Genomic DNA, 21102 nt, shown 5'->3' on the forward strand with positions numbered 1-21102 from the left:
GACCGTTACAGGGTTGAGGGATCAGACGGACAGCAGCAGGAACTCGCGCTCCCAGGAGCTGATCACCCGTTTGTAGTTTTCGTGTTCGGCGCGCTTGACCGCCACATAGCCGCGGCAGAACTTGCTGCCGAGCACTGCTTCAATGTCCTTGCATTGCTCCATGCGCTCCAGTGCCGATTCGATGGTCAGCGGCAGGCGCAGGTTGCGGCGTTCATACGCGCGGCCCTTGACCGGTGCCGACGGTGACATGCGGTTTTCCATACCCAGGTAGCCGCACAGCAGACTGGCCGCAATGGCAATGTAGGGATTGGCATCTGCGCCGGGCAGGCGGTTTTCGACCCGACGGTTCTGCGGGTTGGAGTCCGGCACGCGCAGGCCGGCGGTACGGTTCTCTTCACCCCACTCGACGTTCACCGGTGCCGAGGTGTCGGGCAGGAAGCGGCGGAACGAGTTGACGTTCGGCGCGAACAGCGGCAGCACTTCCGGGATGTAGCGTTGCAGACCGCCGATGTGGTGCAGGAACAGCTCGCTCATGCTGCCATCATCATTGGAGAAAATATTCTTGCCGGTCTTGGCGTCAACGATGCTCTGGTGCAGGTGCATGGCGCTGCCCGGCTCATTGGTGATCGGCTTGGCCATAAAGGTCGCGGTCATATCGTGCTTGAGCGCAGCCTCGCGCATGGTGCGCTTGAACACCTGAATCTGATCGGCCAGATGCAGCGGGTCACCGTGACGGAAGTTGATTTCCATCTGCGCGGTGCCTTCCTCGTGGATCAGGGTGTCCAGATCCAGGCCCTGAGCCTCGCACCAGTCGTACATGTCTTCGAACAGCGGGTCGAATTCGTTGGCGGCGTCGATGGAGAAGGACTGGCGGCCGGTTTCCTGGCGGCCGGAGCGGCCGATCGGCGGCTGCAGCGGCAGGTCCGGGTCTTCGTTGCGGCGGGTCAGATAGAATTCCATCTCGGGCGCGACGATCGGCTTCCAGCCCTTTTTCTCATACAGCTTGAGCACGGTCTTGAGGACGTTGCGCGGCGCCATCTCGATGGGATTGCCCATCTTGTCAAAGCAGTCATGGATGATCTGCGCGGTCGGTTCCAGTGCCCACGGCACCATGAACATGGCGGTCTCGTCCGGCTTGCAGATCATGTCGATATCGGCCGGGTCGAGCAGGTCGTAATAGATGTCATCTTCTACATAGTCGCCGGTAACCGATTGCAGCAGGATGCTTTCGGGCAGACGCATGCCTTTCTCCGAGATGAACTTCATGGTCGGAGCGATCTTGCCGCGGGCAATACCGGTCAGGTCGCCCACCATGCATTCCACTTCAGTAATCTTGTTTTCTTTAAGCCAGCTTTCAATCTTGTTCATAACCGCCTCAGGAGTGTCGCGACGCACGGGCCCGGCAGGCGTTTCCGAACGCCTGGAAGATCGACAGGTAAAACGGATTGCGGGTTACCTGCCATTCGGGGTGCCACTGTACGCCGAGAGCGAATTGGGTTGCCTGGCTGACCGAGAAGGCCTCAATCAGTCCATCGGGTGCTGTCGCTTCAGGCTGCAGACCGGCTCCCAGTGTAGCGACTCCCTGAGTGTGCAGGGAATTGACCTGAGCCGAGCTGCAGCCTGAAATTTCGTAGAGCAACCCCCCGGGCTCAAGACGAACCTCGTGAGCTGGGCCATACTGAATGTCGACCGGCTGATTCTTGTCCTCGCGGTGTTCGATATAACCGCCGACTTCGTACAGTCGCTGATGCAAAGTGCCGCCAAAGGCGACGTTCATTTCCTGAAAGCCTCGGCAGATGCCGAGTACCGGAACGCCGTGGTCAATTGCGGCGCGAATCAATGGCAGGGTGGTCGCGTCGCGCTTGGGGTCGTGCTTGGTGCCTTCCGCGCTACCCGGCCCGCTGTAATGATGGGGCTCAACGTTGGACGGCGAGCCGGTAAACAGGATGCCGTCCAGCAGGTCCAGCAGCTGATCGCTGTCCAGTCGCTCGCCCAGGGCCGGAATCAGCAGCGGCAGGCCGTTGGCACCGTCCACGACGCCGAGAATGTATTTCTCGCCGACGATGTTGAAAGGGTGCAGCCCGAGCTGTTCCGAGCAGCAGACGATACCAATGACGGGTTTGCGTACGACGGACATTTGATGTTCCAGCAAGTCAGAGACAAAGTGAATGCGAACCGATTGTTGTTCGTTTTTTCGTACAATAGCAATAAAAAATAATTAACACAAAGAGCAAAAATAACGAACACGCGAGGTAGTCATTTTGGTCTTTAACGCCCGTCTGTGGCCTTTTATAGGGCAGTGCGCACCATGTTTGTGCGGTATCAGTTCTATTGACTCCGAAGGGCCTTTCGGATTAACTCACATCGTGTAAGTTCTGTGATTGATATATTTTACAAATAACAGGTGAAATCCCATGCAGCCCCAAGCCGGAGCGGATGCTGTAACCGCCGTCCCCGCCACGCCCAGTGAGCCGGTAGGCATCCAGGAAGCGGAGGCCTTTCTGGCCGCGCATCCGGAAACTCATTTTATTGACCTTCTTATTGCCGATATGAACGGTATCGTGCGCGGCAAGCGCATTGATCGTTCTGCGTTGGCCAAAGCCTTCGAGAAGGGCATCGCATTGCCGGCATCGGTCTTTGCGCTGAACATTCAGGGTACGACCGTAGAAGAGACCGGTCTCGGTCTGGAAATCGGCGATGCGGACCGCATTTGCCTGCCGATTCCCGGAACCCTGACGGTTGAACCATGGCAGAAGCGTCCAACCGGACAACTGCTGATGACCATGTACGAGCTGGACCGCAAGACCCCCTTCTTCGCCGACCCCCGCTATGTTCTGCAACGTATCGTAGAACGCTTCAAGGATCTCAAGCTGACCCCGGTGTCTGCCTTCGAGCTGGAGTTCTACCTGATTGACCAGGAGAATATTACCGGCCGCCCGCAGCCGCCGCGCTCTCCGATGTCCGGCAAGCGTCCCAATTCGGTGCAGGTCTATTCCATGGATGATCTGGACGAATACGCCGAGTTCCTTGAGGACGTCATCGAAGCTGCCCACGAGCAGGGCATCCCCGCTGACGCCATCGTGGCCGAGTCGGCACCGGGGCAGTTCGAGGTCAACCTGCACCATGTTGATGATCCGGTTAAGGCCTGTGACTTCAACGTGCTGCTCAAGCGGGTGATCAAGAACGTGGCCTACGACCATGAAATGGATACCACTTTCATGGCCAAGCCTTATCACGATCAGGCCGGTAACGGTATGCACGTGCATATCAGCCTGATGGACGAGAACGGCCGCAATGTCTTTGCGCCCAATGCCGACGGCAGTTTGAGCGATCGCCTGCGCTGGGCTGTTGGTGGCCTGCTGGAAACCCTGCCGCAGTACATGGCCTTCCTGTGTCCGAATATCAACTCCTATCGTCGTTTCAGCCCGAGTTTCTTCGTGCCCTGTGCGCCGACCTGGGGTATTGATAACCGCACCGTGGCAGTCCGTGTGCCCGGTGGCGACCCGGAGGCAATGCGTATCGAGCACCGCCTGGCCGGCGCCGATGCCAACCCGTACTTGCTGATGGCAGCATTGCTGTCGGCCATTCACTACGGCATCAGCAATCAGGTCGAGCCGCCGGAGATGACCGAGGGCAACGCTTACGATCAGCATGAGCCGTCGCTGCCGACCAACCTGCGTGATGCGCTGCGTGAGCTGGAAGCCTCCGAGGTAATGAAGGAGTACATCGGCGAGGAATATCTCGACGTATTTGTACTCTGCAAGGAAAGTGAGATGGAGGAGTTCGAGAAGACCATTTCCGACCTTGAGTACATGTGGTACCTGCACACCGTCTGACCACGTCGTGGCCAATCACAATCCCGCCCTCCGGCGGGATTGTTCGTTATGCGAGAGCCTTTGTGATGAATGATTCCTGGTATCGGGCCAGCGTGCCCGCTGTTCCGCCCCGCGCACAGCTGCAGGGTGTGCTGGATGCGGATGTCTGTATCGTGGGTGCCGGTTTTACCGGCCTGTCTGCGGCGCTGGAGCTGGCCGAGGCCGGGCGCAGCGTGATTGTGCTCGAGGCAGAGGATGTCGGCTGGGGCTGCTCGGGTCGTAATGGCGGGCAGATCAATCCCGGGGTGGCCTGCGATCATGCCAGGGTGGTTCGTGAGCTGGGCGAGCAGGACGCTCGCCGCGTCTGGCAGCTCGGGCTCGATGGTGTAGACCTGCTGCGCGACCGGGTCGAGCGCTACGGCATCGACTGTGATCTGAAGTGGGGGATTTTGCTGGTTGCCAACAAGGCGCGGCAGGTTCCCGAGTTGCGGGCCTGGCAGCAGGAGCTGGGTGAGCTTGGCTACGACCGGCTGGAGTTTCATGATCGGGCGGCGCTGCAGGGCTTGCTGAACGCGGATTATCAGGCCGGCGTGATGGATTTGGGTGGTGGCGATCTGCACCCGCTCAAGTATGTACAGGGGCTGGCTCGTGCTGCCGAGCAGGCCGGTGTGCGCATTTTCGAGCGCTCCGCGGTCCGCAGCTATCGCGAGCAGCGCGGGCAGGTTCAGGTTTGTACGGCTGGCGGTCAGGTGCGCGCCGGTCATCTGCTGCTGGCGGGTAACGCCTACCTCGGCAAGCTGCTGCCCTGGTACCGCAAGGGCTTTATGCCGATCGGCAGTTATATCGGGGCGACTCGGCCGCTCGGCGATCTGGCCGAACAGTTGATTCCCTCCCGCGCAGCGGTCTGCGACATGAACACCCTGATCGATTATTACCGGCTGACGCCGGATAACCGTCTGCTGTTCGGTGGGCGCGCCAGTGCCCGCGATGCCCGTCCCGATGCATTGCGCCAGACCATGCGTGAGCGCATGGCGCAGGTGTTTGGGCAGCTGGCGGGTGAGGATTTCGAATACCTCTGGGGTGGTCAGGTCGCGATGACCATGAGCAAGGCGCCGGTGTTTGGTCGGCTGGGGCAGCGGGTGCTGTTTACCCAGGGCTATTCCGGACAGGGCGTGGCGCTGGCCGGATTGGCGGGCAAGCTGATGGCCGAGACGGTGCTGGGCGATGCCCGCAACTTTGACCTGATGGCGCGCTGGCGTCACCTGCCGGTTCCGCCGGGTGCGCCGCTGCAGACCGCTATCCGGGCGCTGGCGCTGCTGTGGTATCGTCTGCAGGACAGTCGTTGATACGGAACCCCTATGAGCAGATCCGCCCCGAAACGCCGCGCCAGCAGTCAGGAGCGGATCGACCGTATCCTCGAGGCGACCACTGCGCTGCTTGACCAGGGCGGGCTGAGCGCGCTGTCGATCTACGCCATCGCCGAGCAGGCCGACATTCCCCCGTCTTCGGTGTATCACTTTTTTCCTCAGGTCAGCGACGTGCTGGCGGCGCTGGCCGAGCGCCTGTTCCTTGAGCTGGACGGGATTCTCCAGACACCTCCAGTCTCCCACGCGTCCAGCTGGATGGCGCTGGTCGCCGACATCGAACAGCGTTTTCAGGACTATTACCGCGGCAATCCGGCCGCCCGCGAGCTGCTGTTGGGCGGGCATGATCTGGCCGCCATTCGCCAGGCCGACCAGCAGCACGATCAACTGCTGGGGCGGCGGTTTCAGCAGTGCTTGGCCGAGGTCTTCGTGCTGCCGCCGTTGCCGAATGATGTGGATATCTTCGCGCTGGCCATGCAGGCGGCAGACAAGCTGCTCGCCGTCGGTTATCAGCAGTCTGGCGAGTTGAGCGACCCCATTTGCCGTGAAGCAACACGGCTGATGACCGCCTACCTGGGCGTCTATCTGCCGCCGGTACTGGCGCGGGTCGAGGGGCGCTGAGTGGGGCTGGTGCGCTGGTGGCGTGAGCGCAGCGAACAGCGTCGCTTGCAGCGTGTGCAGGGTGAGCTTGATCCGGCCCTGTGGCAGCAGGCGCTGGGTGACTGGCCCTGTTACCGGCACCTGAGCGCGGCCCAGCGTGAGCGTCTGCATGACACCGCGTTGCGTTTTTTGCTGCGCAAGCATCTGCATCCGCTGGAGGGTGTTGAGCTGGACGATGTTCTGCGTTTGCGGGTCGCCGGAATGGCTGTTCTGCCGGTGCTGGAGATTGGTTTGCACTGGTACGACGGCTGGCAGACGCTGGTGCTCTACGACGGTCCGTTCCGCACCCGGCAGCAATGGCGTGACGAGGCCGGCGTGGTGCACGAAGCGGTGCGCGAGCTGAGCGGCGAGGCCTGGTTGCATGGCCCGGTGGTGCTGTCGCTGGAGGATGTTCGCCATTCTGGGCAAGCGGACGGCTTCAACGTGGTTATTCATGAGCTGGCGCATACGCTGGATATGCGCTCATCCGCCGCCAATGGTTCGCCGCCGCTGCACCGCGGCATGAGCCAGGACGATTGGGCGCGTGACATGCAAGCCGCCTGGGATGATCTGGCCCAGCGTGCCGAACGCGGTGAGCACCTGCCCCTGGATGCCTACGCGCTGGAGGCGCCGGCCGAGTTCTTTGCCGTGTTGTCGGAGAGCTTTTTCGAATGCCCACAGGTGCTGCACCGCAGCTGGCCTGCAGTCTACCGGCATCTGGTCGATTTTTATCGGCAGGATCCGCTGCGCTGGCATGCCTGAGCGGTGGTAGTGCGCAGGCAGCGCTATGCTTATGGCTGATGTTATGCCTGTTTTCTCGTTAAATATCGATGAGGCGGCGGGAAAGTCATTGCTAATCAGTTTCTAATTGGTTATAAGTCGATAAATATCGGCTTTTGGTCGAATTCTACCTTCAGGAGAGCGTCATGACCCGTACCGTTACCGTAGCCGCAACCCAGATGGGCTGTTCCTGGGACCGTCAGGCCAACCTCGCACAGGCAGAAAGGCTGGTGCGTGAGGCGGCAGCCAAGGGCGCGCAGATCATCCTGATTCAGGAGCTGTTCGAAACCCCGTACTTCTGTCAGAAGCCCAATCCGGACTACCTGCAGCTCGCGACGCGGGTTGAAGACAACCCGGCGATCAGGCACTTTCAGGCGCTGGCCAGGGAGCTTGAGGTCGTGCTGCCGATCAGTTTCTTCGAGCTGGCCGGGCGGGCGCGCTTCAACAGTGTTGCCATCATTGACGCCGACGGCAGCAACCTGGGTATCTACCGCAAGAGCCATATTCCCGATGGCCCCGGCTACCACGAGAAGTACTACTTCAACCCGGGTGACACCGGCTTCAAGGTCTGGCAGACGCGCTACGCCAAGATTGGCGTCGGTATCTGCTGGGATCAGTGGTTCCCCGAGTGCGCCCGCAGCATGGCGCTGATGGGCGCCGAGCTGCTGTTTTATCCGACTGCCATTGGCAGCGAGCCGCATGACCACAGCATCAACTCGCGGGATCACTGGCAGCGCGTGCAGCAAGGCCATGCCGGTGCCAACCTGATGCCGCTGATTGCCAGTAACCGCATTGGTCGCGAAGAGCAGGATGGCTACGACATTACCTTCTACGGCTCGTCCTTTATCGCCAATCAGTTCGGTGAAAAGGTGCAGGAACTGAACGAAACGGACACCGGCGTGCTGGTGCAGACCTTTGATCTGGACGAGCTGGAGCACATCCGCAGCGCCTGGGGTGTATTCCGCGACCGCCGGCCAAACCTGTACGGCCCGGTCAAAACCCTGGATGGCAAGCTGGAGTCCTGAGCCGATGTTCAACCTGCATACCACGCCACGCCACGATGGCTACTTCATGCCCGCCGAGTGGGCGCCGCACAGCCAGACCTGGATGATCTGGCCTGAACGGCCGGACAACTGGCGCCAGCAGGCGGTGCCGGCGCAGGCCGCCTTTGCCGCCGTGGCGCAGGCGATAGCCGGCTTTGAGCCGGTCACCGTTGGCGTCTCGGCGGCGCAGTATGCCAGCGCCTGTGCCCAGCTGGATCATCCGGGTATCCGAGTGGTTGAGCTGAGCAGCAACGATGCCTGGGTACGGGATACCGGCCCGACCTTTGTCATCAACGGTCAGGGCGGATTGCGCGGCGTCGACTGGACCTTCAACGCCTGGGGCGGCGAGCTGGGTGGCCTCTACAGCGACTGGGCGCTGGACGATCAGGTGGCCAGCAAGATTCTGTCGATGGAGCGCTGCCCGCGCTATCGTACCGAAGGCTTTGTGCTTGAGGGCGGCTCGATACACGTTGACGGCGAAGGCACGCTGATCACGACCGAGGAGTGCCTGCTCAACCCCAATCGCAATCCCCATCTGCAGCGAGAGGAAATCGAGTTCAGGCTGGCCGAGTATCTGGGTATCAGCAAGGTCATCTGGCTGCCGGAGGGTCTGTTCAATGACGAAACTGACGGGCACGTCGACAACTTCTGCTGTTTCATTCGCCCCGGTGAAGTGTTGCTGGCCTGGACAGATGATCCAGACGACCCAAATTATCCGCGTTGTCAGGCGGCGGCTGCTGTGCTGGCTGCCGAGCGCGATGCGCAGGGCCGTGAGCTTGTCATCCACAAAATTCCGATTCCCGGACCGCTTCATGCAACCGCTGAGGAATGCGCGGATGTGCTGGTGGTGGAAGGCAGTCAGCCCCGTGACCCGACCGTTCGTCTGGCGGGATCCTACGTCAACTTTCTGATCGTCAACGACGGTATTGTCGCGCCCAGCTTCGATGATCCGCTTGATGCCGAGGCGCTGGAGGTGCTGCAGCGGGTGTTTCCCGAGCGCAGGGTGGTTATGGTGCCGGGGCGGGAAATCCTGCTCGGCGGTGGCAATATTCACTGCATTACCCAGCAACAGCCGTTGGTCGGGTAGGCCAAGCGGACCTGGCTCACATACCCGGTTCGAGTACTGGAGCCGGATCGGGTCAGCGGGCATAATCGGCGTGCACCACTACGGAGCCGGGCGGTCAAGCCCGGCGGTCTCAGGATGTCTATCCGTCCAGAAGGAATTTCCATGTCGTTTACCAAGTCCCTTCCCTTTCCGCTGATTCGCGGCGCTGCAGCGCTGGGTATGGCGGTCACCCTCGCCGGTTGCGCCGCAACCCAAGGCACCAGCGGCTTTGACGCTGCCGGCCAGGCGCGTCTGCAGGGCGAAATCACCAGCAGCAGTCCGGTGAACTTCAGCGATGGTTCGCACCACCAGGTGTTCGCGCTCAAGCTCAAGCAGGGTGATCTGGTGCGTGTGCAGCAGAGCGGTGCGCTTGACGGTGCGGTACTCACCCTCGTCGACGAGCGCAATCAACTGGTCAATGGCCCTAACCAGGGCGCGCTGCACCTGACCCCTGAAGCCGACGGTACCTATCGTCTCGGTGTCAGCGGGAGCAGCCCGAGCACGTTCGGTCCCTTCCAGCTGAGCCTGGAAAAGGTCACTGCACGCAACAGCGGCGCGCTTGAACTGGATCAGTCGGTGTTTGGCCTGCTGACCCGTAATGGCAACGCCAACACCTACACTCTGAATGTGGCCGAGGCCGGTCTGTACGAAATCCTGATGACCTCCGATGAGCTGGATACCGTACTCAAGCTCAATGGCGGAGCAGTCTCTGCCGAGGATGACGACAGCGGCGGCGGTACCAATTCGCGCATTACCGTGCAGCTGGAGCCGGGTACCTACCAGGTCACCGCAACCGCTCTGGATGATCCGGCAGAGGGCGCCTACGACCTGAACGTCACCAGTCGGCCGCTGCCGGAGGGCGTTGAGCTGGTTAATGGCGGGCCGATCGAGCTGGGTGCCAGCATTACCGGTCTGGCCGACAGCAGCCCGAAGGTCTACAGCCTGACCATCACCGAGCGCGCGCTGCTGCGGGTGGTCATGTCCTCGCCGGTGGTTGACAGCTACCTCAGCCTGCAGGGGCCGGGGGTTGACGTTACCGATGATGATGGCGCGGGCAACAACCTGGATGCCGGCATCACCACGCTGGTCAGTCCCGGCACCTACCGCCTGAGTGCGTCTACTGCCGACGGCAGTGCCGGTCTGTTCACCCTGACTACGGCGACCCAGCCGGTCAGCGGCAGCGGTTCAACCCTGCGTCCGGGTGAAGCGGTCTCCGGTTCGCTGGCCGGTGCCAGTGCCGAAAAGACGCTGGTGATCAGCGAGGCGGGTGCCTACAAGGTCGAGCTGTATGCCGGTGACTTTGACGCCATGCTCAGACTGAGCGGCAACGGTGTCGAACTGGAAGATGATGATGGTGCGGGTGGTACCAACTCGCGTATCAGCAGCTATCTGGAAGCTGGCCGTTACACGCTGACTGCCAGCAGCTATGACAACAATGGTCGTGGCAGCTTTGTGATCAGCGCCGAGCGCGAGCAGTAAGAGGTAAGGCCGGCAGCCCGCTCGGGCTGCCGGTTATCAACAGCCGATCAACTGTTGAGCAGGGCGCGGCCGCGCTTGACCGCTGCCAGCACCTGAGCCGGTGCGGTGCCGCCGATATGGTCACGGGCGTTGACCGATCCTTCCAGTGTCAGCACGTCAAATACGTCCTGTTCGATCTGGTCGCTGAAGCGGCGCAGTTCATCCAGCGACATTTCTGCCAGATCCTTCCCTGAGTCGACACCGTACTTGACTGCATGTCCGACGATTTCGTGACAGTCGCGGAACGGAATCCCCTTGCGTACCAGATAGTCGGCCAGATCGGTGGCGGTGGAGAAACCGCGCAGCGCTGCTTCGCGCATGATCTCGATACGCGGCTCGATGGCCGGGATCATGTCGGCAAAGGCGCGCAGGCTGTCGCGCAGGGTGTCTACCGCGTCGAACAGCGGTTCCTTGTCTTCCTGGTTGTCCTTGTTGTAGGCCAGCGGCTGGCTCTTCATCAGGGTCAGCAGGCCCATCAGGTGGCCGTAGACGCGGCCGGATTTGCCGCGTACCAGCTCCGGGACGTCCGGGTTCTTCTTCTGCGGCATGATCGACGAGCCGGTGCAGAAGCGGTCGGGCAGGGCGATAAAGTTGAACTGGGCGCTGGTCCACAGCACCAGCTCTTCGGAGAAGCGCGACAGGTGCATCATCGCCAGCGAGGCCGCGGCGCAGAATTCGATGGCGAAATCGCGGTCGGAAACACCGTCCAGCGAGTTGCCGGAGATGGCTTCGAAACCGAGCAGCTCGCAGGTCACGCTGCGGTCGATCGGGTAGGTGGTGCCGGCCAGTGCGGCTGAACCGAGCGGCATGCGGTTGACCCGCTTGCGGCAGTCGATCAGTCGCTCGCGGTCACGCTGCAGCATTTCGAACCAGGCCAGCAGGTGGTGGCCGAAGGTTACCGGCTGGGCTGTCTGCAGATGGGTGAAGCCGGGCATGATTACGGCATTGTGACGCTCGGCCTGATCCAGCAGGCCGGTCTGCAGGCGGATCAGCTCGGCGACGATGGCGTCGATCTCTTCGCGCAGCCAGAGGCGGATATCGGTGGCGACCTGGTCGTTACGTGAACGACCGGTGTGCAGCTTCTTGCCGGTGATGCCGATGCGGTCGGTCAGCCTGGCTTCGATGTTCATGTGCACATCTTCGAGGTCGACGCGCCAGTCGAACTGCCCGGCTTCGATTTCAGCGCGAATGGCGTTCAGCCCGTCGATGATGGTGTCGCGCTCGGCATCGGTCAGTACGCCGACCTTGGCCAGCATGGTGGCGTGGGCGATCGAGCCCTGAATGTCGTGCTTGTACAGACGCTTGTCGAAATCCACCGAGGCGGTGAAACGGGCAACGAAGGCGTCGACCGGTTCGCTGAACCGGCCACCCCAGGATTGGTTGGTTGTCTTGTCTTGGGTCATGTCTCGGATGGGTCCGCTGCGTGTAGTATCAGAAAACGGGTAGCATACCACTTCACGCTTGCACGATGGCGGCGGGCTGGCAGACACTGATGACATGAAGAACGGATTCTGGACGTTGCTCAAACAACCCTACGACGGAGAGGACTTTTTTCTCCCCGATCTGTGCTCGTCCGTGGCCGTTTTTACCCTGATCGTGCTGGCGCAGCTGGTAGTGCTGGTGTGGGTGCTGGCACAGCCGGTCGCCGGTGTCTTTGACTGGGTCCAGCTCGCCATGGCGTCGCTGTTCGTGCAGTGGATTGTGCTGCTGTCGGCCGCCGCGCTGTGCCGGTTGCGCGGATGGATGCAGCGTCGGCCGCTGGTGCTGGCGGTGGCGGTCTGCTACGCGGTGGTGATTGCGCCGACCCTGCTGTTTACCGTGCTTGGCGACTGGGTTATCTACCGCGGCTTGCAGGGCGCCTTGCACTGGGATGCTCAGCAGTTGCTTCGCCATGGCCTGATTGCGTTGATCATGACCAGTTTGCTGCTGCGCTACTTTTACCTGCAGCAGCAATGGCAGCGTCAGCATCAGGCCGAATTGCGCTCGCGGCTGCAGGCTCTGCAGTCGCGCATTCGCCCTCACTTTCTGTTTAACAGCCTCAACAGTATTGCCAGCCTGATCGAGATTGATCCTGCCAAGGCCGAGCAGGCTGTGCTTGATCTGTCGGACCTGTTTCGCGCCAATCTGGCCAGTCCGGATACGTTGTCGAGCTGGGGCGAGGAGCGCCGCCTGTGCGAAGGTTATCTGCGCATCGAGCAGTACCGCCTGGGGCAGCGCATGCGCGTGCACTGGTCGGTCGTTGCGTTGCCGGATGAGGTGCCGATGCCACTGCTGACGCTGCAGCCCCTGCTGGAAAATGCCATTTTGCACGGACTGCAGCCCCGGCTCGACGGGGGCGATATCTATATCGAGGGTCGGCTGCATGAGGGGCAGGTGGAACTTGTGGTGCGCAATACCTGTCCTGAACAGACAGACACCCATCACGGCTCGCGCATGGCGATGAGCAATATCCGGGCTCGGCTGCAGGCGCTGTTCGGTGAGCAGGCGCAGCTGACAGGCTGGCGGGAAGGGGAATGCTTCTTCAGCAGGCTGGTCTATCCTGTTAAACAACGTCCAACAATGGCAGAGAAGTCATTACCGAATGAAAGTACTGATCGCTGATGATGAACCGCTGGCCCGCGAGCGGCTGGCGCGACTGGTCGGTTCACTGCCGGGCTACAAGGTCTTACCGGAGATGGCCAGCAACGGTCACGAGGCGCTGCAGCTGGTGCAGGAGCATCATCCGGACATTGTTCTGCTGGATATCCGCATGCCCGGACTGGATGGCCTGCAGACGGCGGCCAAGCTGTGTGAAAGCCCGGAGGCTCCGGCCGTCGTGTTTTGTACCGCTCACGGCGAGTATGCGCTCGACGCCTTCGCGGTCAGCGCGGTTGGCTATCTGCTCAAACCGGTGCGCAGCGAAGCGCTGGAAGAGGCTCTGGCCAAGGCTCAGCGGCCCAACCGCATGCAGCTGGCCAGTCTCGGCAAGGCTACGGCATCTGGCGATGACATGCCGGCCCGCAGCCACATCAGCGCGCGGACCCGCAAGGGCATCGAGTTGATACCGATTGAGGACGTGCTGTATTTCATTGCCGATCACAAGTACGTCACCCTGCGGCATGTCAACGGCGAGGTGCTGCTCGACGAACCGCTCAAGGCGCTGGAGGAGGAGTTTGGCGATCGTTTTGTCCGCATCCATCGTAACGCCCTTGTGGCGCGGTCGCGTATCGAGTGCCTGCAACGTACCTCAATGGGTCACTTCGAGTTGTGTCTGAAGGACCTGGAAGGAGAGACGCTGACAGTCAGTCGTCGTCATGTTCCCGGTGTGCGCAGGCTCATGGATCGCCTGTGAGTGACCTGCGACACCCGCCCGCGTGGATGCCTGCCTGACCATGGCGTATGATGCGACCTGGTTTGAAGCGAGAGTCCCATGAGTCGACATCTGCGAATTGCCACCCGAAAGAGCGCCCTGGCCCTGTGGCAGGCCGAGTATGTTAAGGCGCGTCTCGAACAGCTTGACCCGGCGCTCAGCGTCAGTCTGGTTCCGATGGTCAGCCGTGGCGACCAGTTGCTGGACTCGCCGCTGGCCAAGATCGGCGGCAAGGGCCTGTTCGTCAAGGAGCTGGAAACCGCCATGCTGAACGACGAGGCGGATCTGGCCGTGCACTCCATGAAGGATGTGCCGATGCAGTTCCCTGAAGGCCTCGGGCTGTATGCCATCTGCGAGCGTGAAGACCCTCGCGACGCCTTTGTCTCCAACAACTTCGATCATCTCGACAGCCTGCCTGCCGGCAGCGTCGTCGGTACATCCAGTCTGCGCCGTCAGGCGCAGATCATGGCGCGTCGACCTGATCTGCAGATCCGTTTCCTGCGCGGCAATGTGAATACGCGCCTGGCCAAACTGGATGCCGGTGAATATGACGCGATCATTCTGGCTACGGCGGGTCTGGTGCGTCTTGGCTTTGGCGAGCGTATTCGCTATTCGATGCCGCCTGAGGAGAGCCTGCCAGCGGGTGGGCAGGGCGCGGTCGGCATCGAGTGCCGCAGTGACGATATCGAGCTGCAGGCACTGCTGCTCAAGCTGAATGATGAGGATAGTGCCCTGCGTGTGCGCGCCGAGCGAGCGCTCAATACCCGCCTGAACGGTGGCTGCCAGGTGCCGATTGCCTGTTATGCCGAGCGCGAGAATGGCCAGCTATGGCTGCGCGGACTGGTTGGCGATCCGGATGGTCAGCGCCTGCTGCGGGCCGAGGCGCGTGGCGCGGAAAGCGATCCGGAGACACTCGGCATTTCGGTCGCCGAGGACCTGCTGGCGCAGGGTGCACAGGCTATTCTGGACGCCGTATACGAGGAGGCGCCTGCGCGGTGAGCGGGTGTTTGCTGCTGACCCGTCAGGCGGCGGACAATCAGCGATTGGCTGCACGTTTTGCAGCCGAAGGCGTCGAGACCTGCAGCGTGCCGTTGCTCGAGCTGCGGCCCTGCGAGGAAGGGCCGGTCGAGCGCCAGTACATGCTTGACCTGGATCGCTATCACGCGGTGGTTGTGGTCAGTCCGACCGCAGCCCGGTTGGGTCTGGAGCGGCTCGACCGCTACTGGCCTCAGCCACCGGTTGGTATCGACTGGCTGGCGGTTGGCGCAGGAACCGCGCAGGTGCTGCGCGATTACGGGCTTGCGGCGCAGTGTCCGGCGCAGGGGCAGGACAGCGAGGCATTGCTCGCCATGCCGTTGTGGCAGGCACACTTTGCCCGGCCGGATCTGCGTGTGCTGATCTGGCGCGGCGAGGACGGACGTGAGCATTTGGCCGACCGGATTCGCGCCGCCGGTGGTACGGTGCACTATCTGCCGCTTTACGCGCGCAGCGCGCCGGAGTCGCTGCCAGCCGAGCTGGCAGCTGTAGCTCCGCGGGTGGACCGGTTGATCGTGCTCAGCGTGCAGGCCTTGAGCAACTGGCGCGTGGCCGCCGGAGCGCACTGGGAGCAGCAGCGCCACTGGCGCTGCTGGGTGCCGAGTGAGCGGATTGCGGCGCAGGCCGCCGCCTGGGGTTGTACAGATGTAGTAACCTGTCGAGGTGCGGATGATGCCGCGCTGGTCGAGGCCGTGCTGACTGGCTCGTCGGGATGACAAAGGGGATGCGTGTGGAACCGAGCGAAGCGAATAACAAGACCGAACAGCCGCCGAGTGTGGCCAAGCCCGAAGTCGACAAGGCCGAGCCGGGCAAGCCGAACCCTGCAGCCAGCCGTAAACCGGCGCGCTCTGGTGGAGGCGGCCGCGGGGTGAGTTTGCTGGCGCTTTTGCTGGCTGCCGCTGCTCTGGGACTGTCCGGCTGGCAATGGCAGCAGGCCCGCCAGCAACAGCAGGCCCAGCTTGATTTGCTGGCGCAGCAGGCGAGTCAGCTCGCCAGCGCCAATGCCCGTCTTGATCAGCGCCTTGATGGCGTGCCACAGGGCAGCGACTGGGCGGCGGCACAGAGGTTGATCGCCGAAATGCAGCGTGGTCAGCAGGCGCTGGCTGACCGCTTGAAAGTCCTGCAGGGTGATGGCCGTGACGAATGGAAACTGGCCGAGGCACAGTATCTGCTGCGCCTGGCCTCGCTCCGGCTGCTGGCGGTGCAGGATGTCGCCGCCGCGCGCGAATTACTGGGAACTGTCGACGGCATTCTGAAGTCGATGCCTGACAGCGGCCTGTATGGCGTCCGCGAACAACTGGCCAGTTATCAGGCCGAGCTGGAAAGCTTGCCCGAACTGGATCGTGCCGGCGTGTTCCTGCGCCTTGGTGCCCTGCGTGATCAGGCCGAGACGCTGGCTGCATTACCGGTACCCGAATTTGATCCCGATGAGCTCAGCACCGAAGAGGAATACGCCGATCGCCTGCAGCGCCGTGATCGCTGGGATCGTGTGCTGATGCGTCTTGAGCGTTACGTGCGGGTCGATTTCCAGCGTGGCAAGGTCATCACTCCGCTGCTTGATGATGCGGAGCTGCAGCGGGTTCGTCGTACGCTGCAGCTGACCCTGGAACAGGCCCAGTGGGCCGCGCTCAGGGGAGAGGAAGAGGTCTATCAGGCCAGTCTTACGCAGGTGGAAAAATTGCTGGCCCAGTACTTCGAGCTGGAGAACCCAAGAGTGCAAGCCATGCAGGCCCAGTTGCAGGGGCTGCGTGAGCGTGCAGTCAGCCTGTCGCCGCCGGATCTGACACCGCTGCAGCAAAGTCTGGCCAACTACCTGCAGTCGCGCGGGGCGCCGCAGGCGGAGGAGCCTGCCGATGAGTAAAAGCTATGTGGCCATCCTGGCGGTCGTACTGGTCGCCGCATTGCTCGGCATGGCGATCGCCGAGGACCCGGGATACCTGCTGATTGCCTGGCGCAATGTGTCGATCGAGACCAGCATCTGGGTCGGTATCGGCTTTCTGTTGGCGTGCTGGCTGTTGCTCTGGCTTGCGCGCTCGCTCTGGCGTTTGCTGACGGCGTCTGGTCGCCGGATCAACCCGTGGTCGCGCCGCAACCTGCAGCAGCGCGCCAGTGCGCTGGCTACCCGCGGGCTGCTGGAATTTGCCGAAGGGCACTGGAAGCAGGCCGTGCGCCTGCTCAAGCGATCTGCCCCACACTCCGAACTGCCGTTGATCAACTATCTTGCTGCTGCCCGGGCTGCCAACGAACTGGAAGACTATGCCGAGTCCGACGCGCTGCTGCGTGAAGCCTATGAGGTTACCCCCGAGGCCGATGTCGCCATTGCGGTGACCCAGGCGCAGCTGCAGATGGTCCGTGGCCAGTTCGAGCAGGCGCTGGCGACGCTCACTCGCCTGCGCAAGGATCACCCCAAGCACCTCTACGCGCTCAAGTTGATGAGCCAGGTCTATTTGCGACTGGAGGACTGGGCGCGTCTGCTGGAACTGCTGCCGGAGTTGCGCAGGCAGAATGCGTTGCGCGAGGACGAACTGCAGGCGCTGGAGCGCCGGGTGCATGCCGCGTTGCTGGCGCAGGCTGGCCAGCGTCTGGCAGCCGCCGATAGCGACCCTGCCAGTCTGGTCATTGCTGCCTGGGAGCGGATGCCGACCCGGCTGCGTGAGGATCCCGAGCTTATCGAAGCCTATGCCTTGCAGTTGCGCGGGCATAGTCGTGAGGAAATGGCCGAGCAGGTGCTGCGAGCTGCCTTGTTGCAGCAGTTCGACGAGCGCCTTGCGAACCTCTATGGGCTGGTCAGGGGCAAGGACTGCGCGCGTCAGCTGGCCAATGCCGAGCAATGGCTACTCAAGCACCCGCATAACGCAACGCTGCTGCTGGCGGCGGGACGGCTGGCCCAGCGGAACAGTCTGTGGGGTAAGGCCCGTGATTATCTGGAAGCGAGCTTCGCCAGCCGCCGGGATATCCAGACCTGCGCCGAGCTGGCTCGCCTGCTTGATCGCATGGGGGATAGCGCAGGAGCTCAGCGGACCATTCGGGACGGCTTCGAAATGCTGGAAGATCACCTGCCGACGTTACCGTTGCCTGACGCCTGAGGCTGTGCGACCTGTTGCAGGCCCCGGTTGAGCTGCAAGCGGGCCTGCTCTCCCGCCTCACCCGGGGTGAAGCAAACGTGCATGGTCGGCTCGGCCAGCAGTTGAGGTGCAAACGCCAGCTTGTCTGCACTCTGGCGCAGCTGAGGGTCATGGGCCATCCAGTAGTGCATGACCTGCTCATCGATGACTGCTGCATCCAGTCTGCCGTACACCAGCTTCAGGAGATTCAGTTCGTCGCTGGCGGCTTCCTTGACCTTGAGCGTGCCTTCGGCCACCAGAGCATCGAACTCGGGCGCGTTGCGATAGCCGCGTACCACGCCGATTCGGTACTGCGCCAAGTCCTCCAGCTTGTCCCAGCGCACAGATATATCACTGCGAACTGCCAGGCCGACGCGGCTGGTGCCAATGCTGTCGGAGTAGAGACACAGGTTGTCATTGGCGAAGTAGCGGGGGAAATAGCCCACGATCTCCGGCTCGGTTGTTGCCGATCGGATGGCTCTGCTCCAGGGCTGGAAGTGGATCAGCAGGGGTTCATTCTGTGTCGCCAGTGCCTGATGCAACAGGTGCGACAGGGTTCCCTGCTCCGGCAGCTCCGCGCCGCTGTAGGGTGGCCACTCCAGGCTGCTCAGCTCCATCGCTCCGGCGGGGGTGCAGAGCAATGGCAGACTCAGCAGCGATGCTCTCAGCTTGGCAGTTCGCATGGGACCTCCCTGATCTCAGCGGTGTCTGATGGCGTTCAGTCTAGGCCGCCGGACAACCGCTGTCATGTGCCGTCAGGGCTGACGTGGAGCGTAGGCGAAGGCATCGGCGAGCATGTGATCTTCCGGCATGCCGGAAGCCACCAGCGCGTCCAGTGTCCCGTAGACCATGGCAGGGGAGCCGCTGACAATAAAGCGGTAGTCGGCCAGATCGGCGATATCCTCACAAACTGCCTGGTGCAGCATTCCCTGACGCTCCGGCCAGTCCGGCTGGTCGCTGATGACTCTGTGCAGGTACAGGTTAGGTGCCTGCTGCCAGCGTTGCCAGTGTGGAGCCTCATACAGGTCATCACTGTGGCGCACGCCCCAGTAGAGATGGATCGCGTGGGCAAATCCCTGCTGCAGACATTGTTCAACGATGCTCTGCATCTGGGCCAGTCCGGTGCCGGCGGCAATCAGTACCAGTGGCTGATCCGGCAGCTCCGACAGGCATGCCTCGCCGAAGGGCGCCTGGATGCGTGCCACCTTGTGTTGCTGCAGATAGTCGATGACTGCCTGGGTGACCGGGTCGCGGGTAAGGATATGCAGCTCTAGCATGCGCTCTTCGCTGGGCGCGGAGGCAATGGAAAAGGCTGCAGGTTCTGCGCCGTCGCGCTCCAGCAGCAGATACTGACCTGGGTGATAACGCAGGGGTTTGCCAGCCGGCGTGCGCAAGCGCACCCGCCAGACGTCGCCGCCAATCGGGCTGCATTCAACCACCTGGCAGGCCAGTTTGCGCACGGGTAGTTGGCCGGGCGCCAGGATCCCTTCCCAATGCAGCGCACAGTCTTCCAGCGGCTCGGCCACGCAGGTGAATATCTCTTCGCCCGGGCCGGCCTCACGGCTGTCCGGCAGTTTCACGCGGCCATGCAGCAATACCGCTTCGCAGACATGGCAGTTGCCGTTGCGGCAACTATTGGGCGCATCAAATCCCTCGCGGCGCGCTGCATCCAGAATGGTTTCGCCTGGTGCGGTCTCCAGGTCCAGGCCGCCCGGCTCCAGTGTGATTCTCATCAATCAATACCCAGCTCTGCCCAGAGTGCGTCCACGCGCTGACGTACCTGCGCGTCCTGTTCAATCGCCACGCCCCACTCGCGGGTAGTTTCCCCCGGCCACTTGTTGGTGGCATCCATCCCCATTTTGCTGCCGAGACCGGAGACCGGTGAGGCGAAATCGAGGTAGTCGATCGGTGTATTGTCGATCATCACGGTATCGCGTTTGGGGTCCATGCGGGTGGTGATGGCCCAGATAATGTCGTTCCAGTCGCGGATGTTGATGTCATCGTCCACCACGATTACATACTTGGTGTACATGAACTGACGCAGGAAGCTCCAGACGCCGAGCATCACGCGCTTGGCATGGCCCGGATACTGTTTCTTCATCGACACCACCGCCATGCGGTAGGAGCAGCCTTCCGGCGGCAGGTAGAAGTCGGTTATCTCGGGAAACTGCTTCTGCAGCAGTGGCACAAAAACCTCATTCAGCGCCACGCCCAGCACCGCCGGCTCATCCGGCGGCCGGCCAGTGTAGGTGCTGTGGTAGATCGGCTTCTCGCGCTGGGTAATGCGTTCAACGGTAAACACCGGGAAGCGATCCACTTCGTTGTAGTACCCGGTGTGGTCGCCAAACGGACCTTCGTCAGCCATTTCGCCCGGATGGATGACCCCTTCCAGCACGATCTCGGCGCTCGAGGGAACCTGCAGGTTTGAGCCGCGACACTTGATCAGCTCGGTGCGCTGGCCGCGCAGCAGGCCTGCAAAGGCGTATTCGGACAGACTGTCTGGCACCGGGGTCACGGCACCGAGAATGGTGGCCGGGTCGGCGCCCAGCACCACGGCAACCGGGAACGGCTCGCCCGGGTGGGCCTTTTGCCACTCATGGAAGTCCAGTGCGCCACCACGATGGCTCAGCCAGCGCATGATGACCTTGTTGCGGCCAATCACCTGCTGGCGATAGATGCCCAGGTTCTGCCGTTCCTTGTGCGGGCCACGGGTGACCACCAGCCCCCATGTGATCAGCGGGCCGGCGTCGCCGGGCCAGCAGGTCTGCACCGGAATGCGCCCGAGGTCGACGTCGTCGCCCTCGAATACCTGCGCCTGACAGGGGGCATCCTTGACGACCTTGGGCGCCATGTTGATGACCTTCTTGAAGATCGGCAGCTTGGACCAGGCGTCTTTCAGACCTTTTGGCGGATCGGGTTCCTTCAAAAAGGCCAGCAGCTTGCCGATTTCTCGCAGCTCGCTGATGCTTTCGGCGCCCATGCCCATGGCGACGCGTTCGGGCGTACCGAACAGGTTGCCGAGTACCGGCATGTCGAAACCGGTGGGATTTTCAAACAACAGGGCAGGGCCACCCTTGCGCAGGGTGCGGTCGCAGACTTCGGTCATCTCCAGCACGGGAGAGATGGGAGTCTGGATGCGCTTGAGTTCGCCGCGCTGTTCCAGGCCCTTGATGAAATCGCGTAGATCGGAATATTGCATTTGAGCTTCAAGCCTCAAGCTTCAAGCTGCAAGCAGTGCGTGGTATGCCGCAGCCTGTGGTGTTTGGTCAGAAGCACAGTGGGTTGACAGTCAGGCCGCCTAGGCGGCCTGACCTGCTGAAAGCGACCAGCTACAGCGGACTGCTTGCAGC

19 protein-coding genes are annotated in these 21102 nt (G+C 62.1%); 13 read left to right on the forward strand and 6 right to left on the reverse strand.

What is annotated here, in order from left to right; all coding sequences use genetic code 11:
• Positions 1-21: 21 nt before the first annotated feature.
• Positions 22-1368 carry a glutamine synthetase family protein gene (locus ACZ5WQ_RS15340; protein ID WP_088276224.1) on the reverse strand — a complete coding sequence of 449 codons (1347 nt, stop codon included), beginning with the start codon at positions 1366-1368 and terminating at the stop codon, positions 22-24.
• A 7-nt stretch (positions 1369-1375) separates the two neighbouring features.
• Positions 1376-2137 (reverse strand): gamma-glutamyl-gamma-aminobutyrate hydrolase family protein, encoded by a 762-nt coding sequence (locus ACZ5WQ_RS15345; protein ID WP_228245716.1) that lies wholly within the window; start codon positions 2135-2137, stop codon positions 1376-1378.
• A 277-nt stretch (positions 2138-2414) separates the two neighbouring features.
• On the opposite strand from ACZ5WQ_RS15345, the gene ACZ5WQ_RS15350 reads away from it, so the two are divergent.
• From ACZ5WQ_RS15350 to ACZ5WQ_RS15380, 7 genes are all read left to right on the forward strand, one after another.
• The gene (locus ACZ5WQ_RS15350) at positions 2415-3836 is read left to right on the forward strand and encodes a glutamine synthetase family protein (protein WP_088276221.1); all 1422 of its coding nucleotides are present in this window, start codon (positions 2415-2417) and stop codon (positions 3834-3836) included.
• A gap of 65 nt (positions 3837-3901) precedes the next feature.
• Positions 3902-5161, forward strand: a complete 1260-nt coding sequence (locus ACZ5WQ_RS15355; protein ID WP_088276220.1) for an NAD(P)/FAD-dependent oxidoreductase — start codon at positions 3902-3904, stop codon at positions 5159-5161.
• 12 nt (positions 5162-5173) lie between these two features.
• Positions 5174-5800 carry a TetR/AcrR family transcriptional regulator gene (locus ACZ5WQ_RS15360; protein ID WP_228245718.1) on the forward strand — a complete coding sequence of 209 codons (627 nt, stop codon included), beginning with the start codon at positions 5174-5176 and terminating at the stop codon, positions 5798-5800.
• Positions 5801-5809: 9 nt separating this feature from the next.
• Positions 5810-6580 (forward strand): M90 family metallopeptidase, encoded by a 771-nt coding sequence (locus tag ACZ5WQ_RS15365; protein WP_464382606.1) that lies wholly within the window; start codon positions 5810-5812, stop codon positions 6578-6580.
• A 164-nt stretch (positions 6581-6744) separates the two neighbouring features.
• On the forward strand, positions 6745-7623 hold the full coding sequence (aguB, locus tag ACZ5WQ_RS15370; protein WP_464382607.1) for an N-carbamoylputrescine amidase: 879 nt from the start codon (positions 6745-6747) through the stop codon (positions 7621-7623).
• Positions 7624-7627: 4 nt separating this feature from the next.
• Positions 7628-8728 carry an agmatine deiminase gene (gene aguA, locus ACZ5WQ_RS15375; protein WP_464382608.1) on the forward strand — a complete coding sequence of 367 codons (1101 nt, stop codon included), beginning with the start codon at positions 7628-7630 and terminating at the stop codon, positions 8726-8728.
• Positions 8729-8869: 141 nt separating this feature from the next.
• Complete coding sequence (locus ACZ5WQ_RS15380) at positions 8870-10225, forward strand: hypothetical protein (RefSeq protein ID WP_464382609.1); 1356 nt, start codon at positions 8870-8872, stop codon at positions 10223-10225.
• Between the two features lie 47 nt (positions 10226-10272).
• On the opposite strand, the gene argH is transcribed toward ACZ5WQ_RS15380, so the two are convergent.
• Entirely contained in the window at positions 10273-11667 is a 1395-nt protein-coding gene (gene argH, locus ACZ5WQ_RS15385) for an argininosuccinate lyase (protein ID WP_464382610.1), read from the reverse strand.
• Positions 11668-11761: 94 nt separating this feature from the next.
• On the opposite strand from argH, the gene ACZ5WQ_RS15390 reads away from it, so the two are divergent.
• The 6 genes from ACZ5WQ_RS15390 to ACZ5WQ_RS15415 all read left to right on the forward strand — a co-directional run bounded on the left by ACZ5WQ_RS15390 (position 11762) and on the right by ACZ5WQ_RS15415 (position 17734).
• A complete protein-coding gene (locus tag ACZ5WQ_RS15390; protein ID WP_233048807.1) occupies positions 11762-12865 on the forward strand; it encodes a sensor histidine kinase in 1104 nt (367 codons plus the stop codon).
• Positions 12846-13595: a LytR/AlgR family response regulator transcription factor gene (locus ACZ5WQ_RS15395; protein ID WP_088276212.1), complete on the forward strand. Its 750-nt coding sequence runs from the start codon at positions 12846-12848 to the stop codon at positions 13593-13595. The genes ACZ5WQ_RS15390 and ACZ5WQ_RS15395 overlap by 20 nt, the downstream gene beginning before the upstream one ends.
• A 78-nt stretch (positions 13596-13673) precedes the next feature.
• Positions 13674-14612 carry a hydroxymethylbilane synthase gene (gene hemC / locus ACZ5WQ_RS15400; protein ID WP_228245726.1) on the forward strand — a complete coding sequence of 313 codons (939 nt, stop codon included), beginning with the start codon at positions 13674-13676 and terminating at the stop codon, positions 14610-14612.
• Positions 14609-15364 carry a uroporphyrinogen-III synthase gene (locus ACZ5WQ_RS15405; protein WP_228245727.1) on the forward strand — a complete coding sequence of 252 codons (756 nt, stop codon included), beginning with the start codon at positions 14609-14611 and terminating at the stop codon, positions 15362-15364. Before hemC ends, ACZ5WQ_RS15405 begins: the two co-directional genes overlap by 4 nt.
• A gap of 14 nt (positions 15365-15378) precedes the next feature.
• Positions 15379-16509 (forward strand): uroporphyrinogen-III C-methyltransferase, encoded by a 1131-nt coding sequence (locus tag ACZ5WQ_RS15410; RefSeq protein WP_464382611.1) that lies wholly within the window; start codon positions 15379-15381, stop codon positions 16507-16509.
• Positions 16502-17734: a heme biosynthesis HemY N-terminal domain-containing protein gene (locus ACZ5WQ_RS15415; RefSeq protein WP_269688175.1), complete on the forward strand. Its 1233-nt coding sequence runs from the start codon at positions 16502-16504 to the stop codon at positions 17732-17734. The genes ACZ5WQ_RS15410 and ACZ5WQ_RS15415 overlap by 8 nt, the downstream gene beginning before the upstream one ends.
• Here the strand turns inward: ACZ5WQ_RS15415 and ACZ5WQ_RS15420 are convergent.
• From ACZ5WQ_RS15420 to ubiD, 3 genes are all read right to left on the reverse strand, one after another.
• Complete coding sequence (locus ACZ5WQ_RS15420) at positions 17701-18435, reverse strand: substrate-binding periplasmic protein (RefSeq protein ID WP_269688174.1); 735 nt, start codon at positions 18433-18435, stop codon at positions 17701-17703. The two genes, ACZ5WQ_RS15415 and ACZ5WQ_RS15420, sit on opposite strands and share 34 nt — an antisense overlap.
• 72 nt (positions 18436-18507) lie before the next feature.
• Positions 18508-19485, reverse strand: coding sequence for a 2Fe-2S iron-sulfur cluster-binding protein (locus ACZ5WQ_RS15425; protein WP_233048811.1), 978 nt, complete (start codon positions 19483-19485; stop codon positions 18508-18510).
• A complete protein-coding gene (gene ubiD / locus ACZ5WQ_RS15430; RefSeq protein WP_088276204.1) occupies positions 19485-20951 on the reverse strand; it encodes a 4-hydroxy-3-polyprenylbenzoate decarboxylase in 1467 nt (488 codons plus the stop codon). Before ubiD ends, ACZ5WQ_RS15425 begins: the two co-directional genes overlap by 1 nt.
• Positions 20952-21102: the final 151 nt, after the last annotated feature.

This window comes from Halopseudomonas sp. T1L2, assembly GCF_055397385.1.

What these genes read in the sequence shown, in the direction of transcription:
- ACZ5WQ_RS15340 (WP_088276224.1), bottom strand. Translation starts at nt 1,368, where the DNA reads ATGAACAAGATTGAAAGCTGGCTTAAAGAAAACAAGATTACTGAAGTG.
- ACZ5WQ_RS15345 (WP_228245716.1), bottom strand. Translation starts at nt 2,137, where the DNA reads ATGTCCGTCGTACGCAAACCCGTCATTGGTATCGTCTGCTGCTCGGAA.
- ACZ5WQ_RS15350 (WP_088276221.1), top strand. Translation starts at nt 2,415, where the DNA reads ATGCAGCCCCAAGCCGGAGCGGATGCTGTAACCGCCGTCCCCGCCACG.
- ACZ5WQ_RS15355 (WP_088276220.1), top strand. Translation starts at nt 3,902, where the DNA reads ATGAATGATTCCTGGTATCGGGCCAGCGTGCCCGCTGTTCCGCCCCGC.
- ACZ5WQ_RS15360 (WP_228245718.1), top strand. Translation starts at nt 5,174, where the DNA reads ATGAGCAGATCCGCCCCGAAACGCCGCGCCAGCAGTCAGGAGCGGATC.
- aguB (WP_464382607.1), top strand. Translation starts at nt 6,745, where the DNA reads ATGACCCGTACCGTTACCGTAGCCGCAACCCAGATGGGCTGTTCCTGG.
- aguA (WP_464382608.1), top strand. Translation starts at nt 7,628, where the DNA reads ATGTTCAACCTGCATACCACGCCACGCCACGATGGCTACTTCATGCCC.
- ACZ5WQ_RS15380 (WP_464382609.1), top strand. Translation starts at nt 8,870, where the DNA reads ATGTCGTTTACCAAGTCCCTTCCCTTTCCGCTGATTCGCGGCGCTGCA.
- argH (WP_464382610.1), bottom strand. Translation starts at nt 11,667, where the DNA reads ATGACCCAAGACAAGACAACCAACCAATCCTGGGGTGGCCGGTTCAGC.
- ACZ5WQ_RS15390 (WP_233048807.1), top strand. Translation starts at nt 11,762, where the DNA reads ATGAAGAACGGATTCTGGACGTTGCTCAAACAACCCTACGACGGAGAG.
- ACZ5WQ_RS15395 (WP_088276212.1), top strand. Translation starts at nt 12,846, where the DNA reads ATGAAAGTACTGATCGCTGATGATGAACCGCTGGCCCGCGAGCGGCTG.
- hemC (WP_228245726.1), top strand. Translation starts at nt 13,674, where the DNA reads ATGAGTCGACATCTGCGAATTGCCACCCGAAAGAGCGCCCTGGCCCTG.
- ACZ5WQ_RS15415 (WP_269688175.1), top strand. Translation starts at nt 16,502, where the DNA reads ATGAGTAAAAGCTATGTGGCCATCCTGGCGGTCGTACTGGTCGCCGCA.
- ACZ5WQ_RS15420 (WP_269688174.1), bottom strand. Translation starts at nt 18,435, where the DNA reads ATGCGAACTGCCAAGCTGAGAGCATCGCTGCTGAGTCTGCCATTGCTC.
- ACZ5WQ_RS15425 (WP_233048811.1), bottom strand. Translation starts at nt 19,485, where the DNA reads ATGAGAATCACACTGGAGCCGGGCGGCCTGGACCTGGAGACCGCACCA.
- ubiD (WP_088276204.1), bottom strand. Translation starts at nt 20,951, where the DNA reads ATGCAATATTCCGATCTACGCGATTTCATCAAGGGCCTGGAACAGCGC.